11 protein-coding genes are annotated in these 13,424 nt (G+C 56.3%); 3 read left to right on the top strand and 8 right to left on the bottom strand.

The window, feature by feature from the left end:
• Positions 1-34 precede the first annotated feature (34 nt).
• The 3 genes from HMPREF0574_RS05210 to HMPREF0574_RS09830 form a co-directional block, all read right to left on the bottom strand.
• Positions 35-1,930 carry a ribonucleoside triphosphate reductase gene (locus tag HMPREF0574_RS05210; protein WP_050748349.1) on the bottom strand — a complete coding sequence of 632 codons (1,896 nt, stop codon included), beginning with the start codon at positions 1,928-1,930 and terminating at the stop codon, positions 35-37.
• A gap of 344 nt (positions 1,931-2,274) precedes the next feature.
• Positions 2,275-2,553 carry a hypothetical protein gene (locus tag HMPREF0574_RS05205; protein WP_004007661.1) on the bottom strand — a complete coding sequence of 93 codons (279 nt, stop codon included), beginning with the start codon at positions 2,551-2,553 and terminating at the stop codon, positions 2,275-2,277.
• A 13-nt stretch (positions 2,554-2,566) separates the two neighbouring features.
• Positions 2,567-2,920 carry a hypothetical protein gene (locus tag HMPREF0574_RS09830; RefSeq protein WP_236585804.1) on the bottom strand — a complete coding sequence of 118 codons (354 nt, stop codon included), beginning with the start codon at positions 2,918-2,920 and terminating at the stop codon, positions 2,567-2,569.
• Positions 2,921-3,291: 371 nt separating this feature from the next.
• On the opposite strand from HMPREF0574_RS09830, the gene HMPREF0574_RS05195 reads away from it, so the two are divergent.
• Genes HMPREF0574_RS05195 through HMPREF0574_RS05185 form a run of 3 tightly spaced genes read left to right on the top strand, consistent with a single transcriptional unit; the run spans position 3,292 to position 6,201 of the window.
• Positions 3,292-3,957, top strand: coding sequence for a response regulator (locus tag HMPREF0574_RS05195; protein WP_004007659.1), 666 nt, complete (start codon positions 3,292-3,294; stop codon positions 3,955-3,957).
• Between the two features lie 10 nt (positions 3,958-3,967).
• Positions 3,968-5,038, top strand: coding sequence for a sensor histidine kinase (locus tag HMPREF0574_RS05190; protein ID WP_004007658.1), 1,071 nt, complete (start codon positions 3,968-3,970; stop codon positions 5,036-5,038).
• Positions 5,035-6,201, top strand: a complete 1,167-nt coding sequence (locus HMPREF0574_RS05185; protein WP_004007657.1) for a pyridoxal phosphate-dependent aminotransferase — start codon at positions 5,035-5,037, stop codon at positions 6,199-6,201. Before HMPREF0574_RS05190 ends, HMPREF0574_RS05185 begins: the two co-directional genes overlap by 4 nt.
• 29 nt (positions 6,202-6,230) lie before the next feature.
• Here the strand turns inward: HMPREF0574_RS05185 and HMPREF0574_RS05180 are convergent, their stop codons facing one another.
• The 5 genes from HMPREF0574_RS05180 to HMPREF0574_RS05160 all read right to left on the bottom strand — a co-directional run bounded on the left by HMPREF0574_RS05180 (position 6,231) and on the right by HMPREF0574_RS05160 (position 13,415).
• Complete coding sequence (locus HMPREF0574_RS05180) at positions 6,231-7,667, bottom strand: sensor histidine kinase (protein WP_004007656.1); 1,437 nt, start codon at positions 7,665-7,667, stop codon at positions 6,231-6,233.
• The gene (locus HMPREF0574_RS05175) at positions 7,660-8,760 is read right to left on the bottom strand and encodes a hypothetical protein (protein WP_004007655.1); all 1,101 of its coding nucleotides are present in this window, start codon (positions 8,758-8,760) and stop codon (positions 7,660-7,662) included. Before HMPREF0574_RS05175 ends, HMPREF0574_RS05180 begins: the two co-directional genes overlap by 8 nt.
• A 1,028-nt stretch (positions 8,761-9,788) precedes the next feature.
• Entirely contained in the window at positions 9,789-11,249 is a 1,461-nt protein-coding gene (locus tag HMPREF0574_RS05170; protein ID WP_004007653.1) for a cell wall-binding repeat-containing protein, read from the bottom strand.
• Positions 11,250-11,339: 90 nt separating this feature from the next.
• Positions 11,340-12,197 (bottom strand): phosphatase PAP2 family protein, encoded by an 858-nt coding sequence (locus HMPREF0574_RS05165; protein WP_004007652.1) that lies wholly within the window; start codon positions 12,195-12,197, stop codon positions 11,340-11,342.
• Between the two features lie 174 nt (positions 12,198-12,371).
• Positions 12,372-13,415 (bottom strand): TPM domain-containing protein, encoded by a 1,044-nt coding sequence (locus HMPREF0574_RS05160; protein ID WP_004007650.1) that lies wholly within the window; start codon positions 13,413-13,415, stop codon positions 12,372-12,374.
• Between the last annotated feature and the right edge of the window lie 9 nt (positions 13,416-13,424).

Below are 13,424 nucleotides of genomic sequence, written 5' to 3'. Positions count from 1 at the left end.
CGGATTACCTGGGTAGCAGATTCAGTCTTTAGAGCTAAACCAAGGTCGCTTCTGCCAGGTGCGAGCGCAGCTCCCCGTGGGACGCCGCTGCGGACTCATTGAAATACTGCCGTTCGGCAAACTCGCCCTTCTTGCCGATGTTAAAGGACTGGACCGGACGGAAGTAGCCCATAACCCGCGTCCAGACTTCGCATTCCTGGTGCCGACCCTTCGCTTCGCATTGCGGGCAGGTGAAGTGTTCGCCAGAAATGTAGCCGTGCGTCGGGCAGATACTAAACGTTGGCGTGATGGTGATGTAGGGCGTGCGCCAGGTGGTCAGGGAGCGGCGCACCAGCTGTTTGCAGGCCCCCGCGCTGGACACGGCCTCGCCCATGTACAGGTGCAGCACGGTGCCGCCGGTGTACTTGGTTTGCAGTTCCTCTTGCAGTTCCTCGGCGAGGAACGGATCGTTCGTGAATCCGACAGGCAGCTGCGAAGAGTTCGTGTAGTAGGGGTTTTCGGTCGTGCCTGCCTGCAGGATTTTGTCCCCGAAACGTTTCCGGTCGGCTTTTGCCAAGCGGTACGTGGTGCCCTCGGCGGGGGTCGCCTCCAGGTTGTACATGTGTCCGGTGGCTTCTTGCAGTTCTACCATCTGTTCGCGCACCCCGTCCAGGATCCGAGCTGCCAGGGCGTGCCCACGCGGATCGGTGATGTCATAAGCGTCATCGGTGAAGTTGCGAATCAGCTCGTTCATGCCGTTGACCCCGATGGTCGAGAAGTGGTTATCCAGATTCCCCAGGTAGCGTTTCGTGTAGGGGAACAGACCGTGGTCCATGTGGTACTGGATGGTGACGCGCTTGCGTTCCAAAGTCACCGAAGCCAACTCAATGAGTTCACGCAAGCGGGCACGCAAACCGTCCTCGTCGCCCTTGTGCAGATAACCCAAACGCGCCAGGTTGATGGTCACCACCCCGATAGACCCCGTCTGTTCTGCCGAACCGAACAGCCCGTTACCGCGCTTGACCAGTTCCCGCAGGTCGAGCTGCAATCGACAGCACATGGAGCGAATCTGACCGGGGTCCAGCTCCGAGTTGATGAAGTTCTGGAAATAGGGCAGCCCGTATTTTGCCGTCATCTCAAACAGCAGGTTGGCGTTCGGGGAATCCCAATCGAAATCCCTGGTCATGTTGTAGGTCGGAATGGGGAAAGTGAACACGCGCCCGTCCGCGTCCCCCTCGGTCATGACCTCCATGTAGGCGCGGTTGATGATGTCCATCTCAGCCTGCAGGTCCCCGTAGGCAAAGTCGCACAGTTCCTCGCCTACGAGCGGTACTTCGTCGCGCAGGTCCGGTGGGCAGGTCCAGTCAAAAGTGAGGTTCGTGAACGGACACTGACTGCCCCAGCGGCTCGGTACGTTCAGGTTGTAGATGAGTTCCTGCATACACTGTTTGACGTCGGCATACGTCATGTCGTCCAGGCGGACGAAAGGTGCCATATAGGTGTCAAAGCTAGAGAATGCTTGGGCGCCAGCCCACTCGTTTTGCAGCGTGCCCAGGAAGTTCACGATTTGCCCGCAGGCCGAGGAAAAATGCCGCGGTGGATTGGAAGCAATCGCCCCGCTGACCCCGTTGAAACCCTGTTGCAGCAGCTGTTTCAGCGACCAGCCGGCACAGTATCCGGCAAACATATCCAGGTCGTGAATGTGGAAGTCGCCGTCGCGGTGGGCGTGTCCGGCAGCGGCGGGATAAACCTTGTCCAGCCAGTAGTTGGCGACCATCTTGCCCGCCGCATTCAGGATTAGTCCGCCGACTGAGTAGCCCTGGTTAGCGTTGGCGTTGACCCGCCAGTCTGCTTGGCTCAGGTACTCATCCACAGTTTCCAAGGGATCAATCATGTGGTGGCGTGGATTGGTTTCAAATACGGGGGTCGTCTCTGGTTTCGTCGCAGTCATCTGTTTTCCTTTCATCTCCTCATCTCCCAGTGCGGAGAACACAAGAAAATACTCTAGGGGGGTATTTGGATAAATCAACTATATATTGTGCGCATGGCTCAATTGAACCCCTATATGTTGTGTTTGCCCAGGTCTGTGGGTTGCGGGGATTCGCCGCTGTGCGTGTCGCTGCGCGTCTGGATACAACCGAGAACTGTACGTCAACTCGATAATTGTGAGGATTTTAGAGATTATCGGGTTTACATGTCTGTCTAGTGCTCTGGCAAAACGTATTCGTGAGCGTGTGTTTTCCCCGGTTAACTTAGCATGATGGGTGCTCATCCCCGCAAAGTCTGGAGGAAAAGTTAGCTCACGGCAATAATGACAACCAGGGCAATGATTAGCAAAACTGCGGTAATTGAGGAAAATATCAAGAGCCGTTTTTGCTCGGGGGTTACGGTGTGAGGTTGACGTGGGATGACAAAAGCGATTCCGCTCAATATCACAAATTCGATAATCCAGGCCCAAATCGGAATGTCAACCGACTTGACGGTAAACATCACAGCCGTAATCAAAGTCAGCATTGCCCCAAAAGAAGCGGATTCCCCCATCCGCATGAACTTAATTTTCGACGTATCTTTCATCCTGCGCCGCCTCCTAGCAAGAAATCGCGGTTCCGATCGCCCCACCAGCGGCTCCGCAAGCAAAGCCGCCAACTCCTCCTGTGGCAATCCCGAAGGGGACACAGACGAGACCTGTCCAGGCAACGGTCCATCCCCATGCTACCCACTTGTTGGCACAACCATACCTAGTACCACTGCCATCACTGTTTTCATCGTGTGTTACGGCGTAAAGGGTAGAGCTGTTTTCATCGAATTTAATGCTGGCTTTATCGGAAGAGAACATGATTTTTGCGTCAAACGAAACCAAGGTGACACCCTCTCGGTTATTCCATAGAGCGTTCATTCCGTTTGGTGTGATTTCAACGGTATCTCCCGGTGCTAATACCAAACGGAGACTCCCTCCAATTTGCTGAATCTTTCTTCCCTGAGTCCCGGTCCACAAAGTGAAACCGTTTACGGAGGCAGTGTTGTTTACGGACGTTAGGCTTCGAGGTGATGCCGAGGCGGGAACGGCGGTAACTTGAGACACGCTAGTAAGAACCATTGCTGTGATTCCGATACCAGCGACCATACTACTAACGAACTTCATAATGATTTTCCTTTCTGAACAGAAAGCGCATACAGCTCTTTGAAGCGGATACTTTCAAGGTTAGGGATTGTCAAACCCCTGCACATCACCCTCAAGGCTCACCCGATTGGGTGAGATAGCAGGATGGGATAGCGAGGTAAGCCCCTCCCGACGTGGGCTAGTATGGTTTTGTGCGCGTAGCGATTATCGATGATGATGCATTCGCCCGAGACGCAATGAAGACATTGTTGGGCCGGGTTGATGGGATTACGGTTTCCTGGACGGCCGGAACAGCCTCGGAGGCGTTAGCGCGCTTGAATCAAGATGAGACCGCACAACCGCAAGTTTTTTTAGTGGATATTAGTATGCCAGGCATGAATGGGATTGAATTGGTTCGAAGACTCCACGTTTTATCCCCAACATCAGCCGTGATTATGATTTCCGTACTAACCAGGGCTGACAAAATCCGTGAGGCATTTCGCGCCGGAGCCACAGGCTATTTCGTGAAAGAGGACGACCCGGCACTAATCGCTGAAAACCTGGGGAAGGCCCTTGCTGGCGAGCTGGTTTTTTCCCCTACGTGTTCCCGGCAACTGATTTCTGTTCTCACCGATGACGCGGCTCTTGTGGCTGTGAAACGTCACGCTGGCGAACCAAGCGATACAGTTTTAACCCCGCGAGAAAAGGAAATACTGACGCTTATGAGCGAGTCACGCACGAATTCTCAGATAGCCAGTCGACTCAAGATTAGCGAAAACACTGTTAAAACCCATATCAAATCCATCTTGCAGAAATGTGACGCAGCTGATCGTGCAGGTGCGGTCGCGCACGGAATACGCCAAGGTATCATCGATTGAGGGGTACCGGATGACTATAAATAGCCCTTGGCTTCGCTATTTGGTGATTACGATAGGCATCTTGCTGCAGGTATTGGCGCTGATATTGAATGCAAAAACTGTCCTGGACTTCATAATGATTGGTCTTTCTATTGTCTTTGTGGCTTTCGGGTTGAGGTTTCCCTCCGTTGCGGCGGTGCTGGTTTCCGTGTGGTTTATCGCTGCGGTTGCTATTGCGCAAACGCTGGAGCAAGGCTCTGGTTTTTACCTTTCCCTGGTGTCGATTGGATTCCTAATTACTCGGCGTCCACCCTATGTCGGAATCATTCTCGGAGCTGTCTCAGCTTTCGCCGTTTACTACGGACACTCGTCGATAGCCTCGCTTTCCGGCAAATTCGGGATGGTTCTGTATTTAATTCCCCTACTGGTCGGCTTTGGCTTCAATCAGCTGCGAGCGCAAAAGGAAGCCCAGGAAGCTACGCAGCGCCTGCGGATTTCAGTCCTCCGGGAGAACTTGGCAAACCAACTTCACGACAATCTCTCCAACAAACTGGTACAACTGATTTTACTTTCACGCCTGCTACCAAAAGCTAAAGACTCCGAGAGCGATTCTATAGGCGTGAAAATTCGTGAAGTGTCGGTCTCGGCTCTCTCCCAACTAAGGGACTTTACAGAGGATTTGGGACGTGATGCAACCGGCGAAGAAGTCGTAAGGGGTAAAGGATTTAAGAGCCTGCCTCAAACCCTTGAACATATTAAAAACCAGTTACAAAGTGTAGGGTTTATCCCGGAATGCACCCTGAGCGGCTATGAAATACAACCCCTCCAAACCGTTGAAATACTTACCGAACTGGTCGAAGAAATCGCTACGAACATCATGAAACACGGGCAACCAAATACTAAAGCATACATTTTAGTGCGCTGCACAGCGACGCAAATACGTATCTTTAGCGCTAACCAAGTTCGTGAAGATGCCTTATTCACACCCAGTGGGCTGGGTTTGAAGAGTATGAAGTCAAAAGTAAACCAATTGGGAGGACAGCTAGAAACCAGGCTGGATTCAGGTCAATACAGTATCTCTATTTCTGTGCCTAAATCATGAGGAGCGAAGAACACGTGAAATTTTCTGAACGGGTGGAACTGAATGAACCCAACGCCGTGACTCTCGCCCAGCGTGCGGCCCGACGGGACGGCATGTTGAAAGTGAATTTGGCTGATTCTAATCCGACCCGCTGGGGGTTAGGTGCGCCGGGCTTGCCACCCTATGAACCAGACCCGCGGGGACCCCGCGCCGCCCGCGAGGTACTGGCTGCCTGGCTGGGTGAGCGTGATGGTCGCGAGGTTGATCCAGAAAACCTGTACCTATTGAGTTCTACTTCCCAGGGCTATACCTGGTTGACGAAGTTGACCAGCGATCCCGGTGACCGGCTCGCTGCCCCGACGCCGGGATACCCCCTGGTAGAAACCATTGCCGGGCTGGAAAACGTGGGAGTGGATTTCTATCCCCTGACCTGGGTAGGTTCCCGGTGGGAGCTGAGCGAGCTCAATCCGGGAGAGGTCAGCGCGGTAGTGGCAATCAATCCAAACAATCCCACCGGCTCTTATGTACACGGAGAGGATCGTCAACGGCTCCTGAACTATTGTGCAGACCGCGGGGTAGCGCTCATCGCTGATGAAGTATTTTTTGACTTCGACCTGCCCGGCGCTCCCACCCAGCCCGCTGACCGTCGGCGTTTGGCAGGAACCACGGAAGTACTGACTTTTGCCCTGGATGGGATGAGTAAAAATTTGAGTGCGCCGGGGTTGAAAATCGCGTGGCTGGAAGTGTCCGGACCTGAGCGCGACGTGGTGGCGGCGCGCGCGCGGTTGGACGTAATCGCGGATGCCTACCTGCCGTTTTCCGATGTTTTGGCACAGCGCTTGACGGAATATTTGGCAGCGGTGCCCGCCGCGACCAGTGCCACCCGGCAACGCTGCCGCGAGAACCTCGCCACCCTGAGAGACCTTGTGCGTACAGAACCCAGTGGCACCGTGAGCCTGTTGGAACCCGAAGGCGGCTGGAATGCGCTGCTGCGATTTCCTGCCCACGTGGACGAGGACGCGCTCATCACCGGGCTGATTGCCCGGCGAGGGATTACCGCACAGCCGGGATATTTTTTCGATATGCCTTTTGTTGGAGTGGTGTCTGTGTCGCTGCTGCTCGACGCTCCGGCGTTCCAATTCGCGACCAAAGCCCTGCTGGCAAGCATCGCCGACCAACTCTGATTGTCGAACCGGTAGGAAACGATTCCCGCTCAGCGCGGCAGGCGGGCGCGCAGGGTGAAACGTGGGGTGGTGAACACGGACAGGGAACCGCCGAGGGCTTCGAGCCGGGATTCCAAGTTGCTCAGACCGGTGCCGTAGGTCAGCGCGGTCTCCATGGTGCTGGGATTAGAGACTTCTATCCAGAAGCTGGAGGCGTCCTGATCCAGACGCACCTCCATTTCGCAAGAAGTCGTATGAATCAGCACATTCGTGATGGCTTCGCGCAGCACATCCGTAAACATCCGGGCTTTGTTGACCTGGGGTGGCAGGTCACCGGAAATATGCAGTTCCAGTTCAGCCGCCGTGGCTAAATCCTGCAGGGTCTCCAGCCAAATTTCGGGGGTGGCAGTGACGCGGTCTTTGCTCAGGTCGGAGGGTAAATCCTCGAGCAGGCCTTGGAGGCGATGCAGACGTTCATCGTCCGACACTTCGTCCTCCAAGAACCGGTGAACGAAAGAAATCCGCTGGGAAAGCGTGTCGTGAATGGTGGACCGGGCAGACAAAATGAGCCGGCGCGACAGGGCCTCATCGAGCCGCGAAGTCTCCCTGACCAGGCGTTTTTGACGGTCCTGCAGGGCGTCAATCTCTGCTGAAAGCTGGTAACTGAGTGTCATGTAGTCGCTGACATCGACAGCTAGCAGTTGAATCCAAGACCGCCGGTCGTCTCGAATCCGACTCTGGGTCAACACCCAAGTCCGCCCATCGGGTTCCGTAATCCGCAGCCGGGAGGTTCCGTCTTCGTTTTCTTCCCAGCAGTTTAGGGGATCAGGACTCGCTTGGTGGTTTTTCGTCTCAAACCTGAATTGACATAGTTGGCGTTCCAACGTCCCCATGTTAGTCAACGATGTCAACCCCAGACGCCCCAAAAGCCCTTCCATAGCGGCGTTGGCAAACTTGCTGCGACCCCGGAATTTGGCGAACGCTATCCCGTGTTGCAGTCGGTCCAAGGCCTCTTTGACGCTGAAAGAGCTGAGATCACGGTGTAACAATTGCCAATCTCGCCACACCTGGACGCACAGCCAGGAAGTCGTCAATGCTCCGGAGGTGAGCAGCACCCAGACTCCCCCGGCAGTAACAAAAGGGGGCATCGTCGGGGTCAACGTCACCAGCAGGGGTATCTCGGCATAGCGGTAGTTGGTTCCGATCGTCATCGCCCCCAGCCCCAAGCAAACCACCACAAACCACCCAAAGTTACGGTCTTGGAGCCAAAAAATTCCGGTCTGGGAATGAATGAAAACGGTGGCGAAGGCCCACATATAGAACGCCAGCAAAATCACCACGCTGAACAGGAACACCGTAGCGAGACGCCGTCGATGAATGAGCCATTGCCCCATGGTGAGCAGGCATGCCGCCAATAAGCCGATACACATGAGGGTGGTAGCGGCTCCCATCTGGACGGAGGTGAGATTGTAGAGTTGGTCACTCATGCGCTACCTCCGGTGCCAAAGTGGGTTCACCAGCGCTGATAATCATGTTCAGGTGGCAGGTGGCGTCTTCAACGTACAGTTCGACTTGGGCGCGAGACCAGGCTAAGAGCGGGTCGAACAGGGGGAGGTCCTGCTCGGTCAGGTCAACAATCCAGTTCAGGCGGGCGGTTTTACCATCTGGGGCGACTTCGAAGTTAACGAACACTGCCACCTCTGCAGCCCCAATGAGCTGGTTCAAAGTGCGGTGCAAGCCCTCCAAACACCACAGCGCCAATTGGGGCTGCACAGCGCCGGTGGTCGGACCGTGCAATCCAGCCACCGCTCCTGCGTAGGAAAAATCGGTACAGGATTGGCTCATAAACGTCGTCAGGGCGTTGACCGAAACAGTTTCGTTCTCAAAGTTCTGTAAAGTCAACAGACCCGCGCGTTTGGCGTAACCCAGGTCCATCTTAATGTTGCGCAAAATATTGGAGCGTTCACTTTCGTCCAACGGCACATTGAGCCGGGCGGTATTGGCTTGAATTCTGCCCAGGGACGCGTTCATCAAGTCGTCGAGCCGATCAAAGAGGACGGGGGCATCGGCCGATTCCTCCATGTTTAACGTGGCTTCGTATTCGGCGCGCAGAATTTCGGTTTGGTGAGTCTCGCGGGCGCGCAGTGCCGCCAAGGTCCGCTCCAAATCCTGCACCGCGGTGACGTCCGTTTCCCACAGGACGTGACCGCCGTCCACGGGACGGGTTTGACAGTATACGGTTCGGTTCGGCTGTACCGAAGTGTCTGTGACCACCACCGGTCCCTGACCGTCCCGCAGCTGCTGACGAGTGCCTTGGTCCAGGTTGAGGGGGTGGGAAGTGCGGTAATGGGGGAGCCAATCTCGGTTAACAATTTCGATGGGAATCTGGGATTTTTCAAAGAAACGCAGATAGCCGCGGTTTTGCCCAATTGCTCCGATAAAGAACAGAATCTCCCACGCCAACACGAAAATCACACAATACATTTGGACGGTTTCGGTGGCGCGAACCAGCGGGATTCGCACCGTGTACGCCATGGAATAGAACAACACCGCGAGGAACAGCACCCCGATTCCCGCCACCAGACGCAACCAATGACCCCTGCAGCGACCACGAACCGGCATAGATGACCGCTGCGAAAACCAGCAGCGCTGCCGTGTAATACAGGTAGTATCCCGGACCGTAGCTGTAATCCACCCCGGACTGCCCGGTGCCAAAGCGCAACACCAGGTGGTGCAAATCGTTGGTATATACCAGCAGAATCAGGGTCGCGCCGACTCCGATAATTGCGGCGCGCAAGAAACAGTAACCTGGCGGGCGCCCGCGACTGGAGTGGGACATGACAAAGAACAAGATTGCGCAGGTCGTATAAATCGGGACGTAATAGTAGTACCAGGTGTAACGCTCGAAAATCCCGAGAGAGGCGTGTTTGATAATCCGCGCCATAATCCACAGCGCGAGTATCCCCGCTTGCACCAGCACCGCCCAGCGTACGTAGGTGAAAGTCGCTGTCCAGAACCGCCACCCTGCCCAGAAACTCAGGAAAACCAGCAGGGCAATGAATCCTCCCAGTTCGTAGGCTTCGTTGGTGTTTTCCCATCCCCAAGACCCGCCGTAGGTGTCGTTGTAGAGGCTGGCATTCCAGATAAATTCCTCGTAATTGTTCAGGTGAGTTACTGTTTCGGCGTGGATTTGTTTCCGAAAAGCCGGGTTCGTAGAGGGATAGTCGAGGGGGCTAAAGAAACCGGGGGGTTGCGCCACTAGCGGCGAAGTTCCGTTGATGCCGTTGGGGCTGCGTTGCCAGATGCCGATTTGTGCGGTGAGCGTGGGGGCGGGGGCGTAATGGGCTGAGGGACCCGCGGGGGATTGAGCCGCGCGCCGATCCGTGGTCAAGCAAAACCAGCCACGGCGCAGTGCCCGTTCCAAATCTTGCGGGGAGGTTCCGGTCTGTGACTGTGGCAAAGTCCTGCCGTCTGCGGTTTGCCAATTTTATCAGGGCGCACAAACCTTTGGGCTGAGTTGCAACGAAAAGTGACGGCGGGGGGTTTGTGAAGCCCCATCACCTGCGCAAGCCGAGCTACAGCTCTCGAGGGATTCATAGCAACGCCACCTAACCAACCGGTTCTAGCATTTCGGGGACCCCGTGGTTACGGATGACAGCTAGGTTGCGGACCACCTCGCCGTTGGCAATCAGGTCAAACGTGGCAAAGGGATCGTCCGTGATGCGGAAATCCCAGTCGCCATTGCCTCCCCACAGATATGCCACGTAGGGATGTGCTGGATCGTAAGCGTTGTATAGAACCAGGTACACTGAGGTTCCGTCGTTGCTATACAGGTAGACCACAGCATCACCGAAACCGTCTTGGTCAAAATCTGATTGTCGAACGATTTTCACTTGCTCGTTAATCCGGTCGCGCGGCATCCAGCACGCATTGGGCGCAGAGGGCATGGACGGAATCAATCCCCGGCTGTGCAAACTATCCCAAGTTTCTGTGGTGCAAACGTGTTCCGTTGACGGGTACAGCAGGTTCGCTACCACTTTTTCGTCCACTCCCGGGGTCTTGCCACAAGCCGCGTTATGCGCGGCTGTGTCAGAAACGACACCGCGTCCCCCGATAACCGTGATGCCATCGGCGTTGATTTCATTAGCCCACTGGAAAATGCGGGAACCATCGGGTGGTGTCAACAAGATAACCCCGTCATTGAAAGCCCCTGCCACCATGGCATCTTTCAAAGCGTGACCGCTGGCCAGATAGATATGGGAGCGGGATTTAGATTGCAGTATCCAGTTGGCGATGACCCAAGACGTTTCGTAACGGTCTTGACCGCCCAGGCGTTGCCAGGGCAGACCACCGGCCAAGACCTGGGCTTCGGCATCGCTGACCACACCAGCACCACCCAGGATGACCACCCCGCCTCGCGGTTTCAGAGAGTGGATTTTTGCCGCTGCGGCTTGCCGGCTAGCCGGAGTGGTGAAGGTTAAAATCGGTCCGTTACGCACCCCGGCGGCCGCCACGGCATCCGGAGAACCAGCACCAGCATTGCGGGTGACATACACGTATTCTGGTTGTCCATTGGTAGAAGCCCAGGACTCCGCAATAGCTGCGGCGGTCTGATGGCGGTTTACGCCTTGAATCCGGTGGTGTTCAATCCCATGTTCAGCAAAGAACATTTCTGCCGATGCTGGTACCGCCCCCGGTCCTCCGACAATGTAGGCAGTGTTCAGAGTGGCGAGGGTGTGCAAATCCCAGTTGAGGCCATCGGTCAGCAGTACGGGACCCCAACCTAGGGCTGCGGCTGGCAGAGCGTCAACGGGGTTGCGCGCGGAGGCCACCAGGAATTTTTGGGAGCCCTCCGGATAAGCCTGGGCGGCCACCAGACCAGATGTTTCGATGGCGTTTTGGCCTCCCAAGCGGTCCTGAGCGAGACAGCCGAGATTGGTCTGAGTCTCACCCGATTCCGCCCCTTGTGCTAGCGGAACCATTAAACCGGCTAGAGCCAGGGCACTCACCGCGAATCCTGCCCCGACACGACTGAACAGAGAGGGGAAACTGGGGATAGAAACAATCATGGTTACCTCCTGATAGAACAGACCCCCTCAGGCTAACGGTGTCCTGCGTGTCAGTAACCACCCAAAAGGGTGAAATCGTCCCGACCCGGTTTAATGGCGGGCTTGTGTGTTTACCATAGCCAAGGCCAGACCGCTCAGACCGAGGATGGTGAGGACAGAAGCTCCGGCAGTCGCTAGACCGAGTGAGGTCCGGGCAGTCGCCTGCAAGGCAGCTTCAGACAGGGGGACGTCGGTCATTCGCAGCCATACCGCAGCTATTCCGAGTGCCCCGAGAAGGGCGGCGACCAGGGAAACCAACAGGGTAACGCGATGGGTATGACCAAAACGACGATTGGTAGCTTCGCGGGGCGTCAGCACCAAGCCCCACGCCGCCGCGATCAGAATGGCGGTGAGCACGTCGGAGAGGCGATGCCACTGGTTGAGCATCACGGCGATGCCGACAAAACTGCCGGTGAGCCAGCCGATAAACACCGCCACAGAACGCCACTTGGGCACGACGACCATGACAATTCCAATTGCCGCGGTCATCGCTACCGTGGTGTGTCCGCTGGGCAGCGAGTTCGCTAATCCTTGATAGTCGACGCCCAAGGCGGGGCGGTGGATGATCCAATGTTTCAGGATTTGGGTGGTCAGGTTCGCGCCTGCCACCAAAACCAGCACGCGAATTCCCAGTTCGCGGCGTTTGCGGGCGGCAGCTATCAAAAAAACCACCCCGGTCAGAGCGATGAGGGCACCCATAGAAATCGTGTCCAGCGCTGCCGTGTCCGCCCCGAACAGGTACGGTTTGCCGCGGCTGACCGCAAACCGAGTCAGACCGTCAAAGTTTTGCCCCTTGACGGTGTGGAGGGACCGTTGAGCAATGACCGCGGCGAGAATTGCGCAGCCCACCGCCGCAACCAGTCGAAAAAACTGGTTGCGGGTTAGCCGTGGCGCCGAAACCTCACTCACGAGTCAATCTTAGGTCGGTTATTCAGGACGTTGCCAACGCAGTGCGCATTGCACCTGTTCACGAGGTCGGTGACGAGGTTCGTTCATGGGTGGTGCGGCTGCCGGCGGGGCGCGACGCCAGCGGACACACCGCGCTGCCATGTACGCCACGCCACCGGACTTGGGACCGTGAACTTAGAACTTACCGCCCCCAGAACTAAACGACGTACCCCCAGACCTGAACGAGCCGCCGTGGTGGCCGGAGCTGCCGCTACTCTTGGGACGTGCGACGTGGGTTATGTATTCGTTCACAAAGACATCATTGGAGCCGGTGATCTGGTCCGAACCAGGCACGACGTAATAAATCGCTCCCCACTGTAAATGTGCGGTATCGTGCTTTTTCCTGATTCGGCGCATCACCAGGGTGCCGGCACCGCCACCAAGGGCTGCCGCCCCAGCGACACCGGCAGCGGTTGACTCCAGGGTTATGGGGTGGGGCAGCGGGTGGCTCGCACTGTAGGGCGTGCCGGCTTTCCATTGTTCCAGGTAATCCGCCACCTGGGTCAGGTAGACATCCACGCCGTCGTCCCAGTGGTCATCGCCCAAGGGTTGTTTGACGTGGTCATAGAGCTTTTCGATGCCATAGACGGTAAATGCTTGCTCACCGTCCCCGTGACCCAGGAACCACAAATCACGCGAGCTGGGGTTAATGACCATGAGCACCCCGCTGGCGTCCTTTTCCCCCAGACCAAGCTGATTAAGGTTGTAGTAGTTCGCTCCCCACTTTTGCGGAGTTTGATAACGGAAATCGTCCACGGTCACGATATAGGGCGCAATCCCGTACTTGTCTGCCAAAGCGGTCATTTGCTTTTCCCAGCCGGCAATCTTTGACTTGCTAAACACCTCGGAGTGGTCGCGGATGAAAGGCGTCGCGGATTTTACGTCCGACTGTCCGCCCACGTAGGGAAACTGCTCTCCATAAGGGAATTTGATGATGTCGCCTAATTCGGTCTGCGGCAGGTCCGCGGAGTCAGTCGGTTCGTCGCTGGTTTCCGGGGCATCGTCCGGGCCGGGGGGCGGAGTCTGCGTCGCCGGTACCCCAGGCGACGCAACCGATACGGAAAACGCGGCAGGGCTGACTTCTGCGACCGCCGGTGTGGGCAGGGCGAAACCAACCGACGAAGCCAGAGCCACCGCTAGTGCGCCCACGGAATAAAGAATTGTCTTACGGATATTCATGATTTATCA

Source organism: Mobiluncus curtisii subsp. curtisii ATCC 35241 (genome assembly GCF_000146285.1).
GTDB lineage: Bacteria > Actinomycetota > Actinomycetes > Actinomycetales > Actinomycetaceae > Mobiluncus > Mobiluncus curtisii.
Note: the sequence above shows the minus strand (reverse complement) of the source record. Positions and strands in the feature narration are given on the sequence as shown.

Excerpts from the sequence above, each read along its gene's own strand:
- HMPREF0574_RS05170 (WP_004007653.1), bottom strand. The coding sequence starts at position 11,249 with ATGATTGTTTCTATCCCCAGTTTCCCCTCTCTGTTCAGTCGTGTCGGG.
- HMPREF0574_RS05190 (WP_004007658.1), top strand. The coding sequence starts at position 3,968 with ATGACTATAAATAGCCCTTGGCTTCGCTATTTGGTGATTACGATAGGC.
- HMPREF0574_RS05185 (WP_004007657.1), top strand. The coding sequence starts at position 5,035 with ATGAGGAGCGAAGAACACGTGAAATTTTCTGAACGGGTGGAACTGAAT.
- HMPREF0574_RS05205 (WP_004007661.1), bottom strand. The coding sequence starts at position 2,553 with ATGAAAGATACGTCGAAAATTAAGTTCATGCGGATGGGGGAATCCGCT.
- HMPREF0574_RS05160 (WP_004007650.1), bottom strand. The coding sequence starts at position 13,415 with ATGAATATCCGTAAGACAATTCTTTATTCCGTGGGCGCACTAGCGGTG.
- HMPREF0574_RS05180 (WP_004007656.1), bottom strand. The coding sequence starts at position 7,667 with ATGAGTGACCAACTCTACAATCTCACCTCCGTCCAGATGGGAGCCGCT.
- HMPREF0574_RS05210 (WP_050748349.1), bottom strand. The coding sequence starts at position 1,930 with ATGACTGCGACGAAACCAGAGACGACCCCCGTATTTGAAACCAATCCA.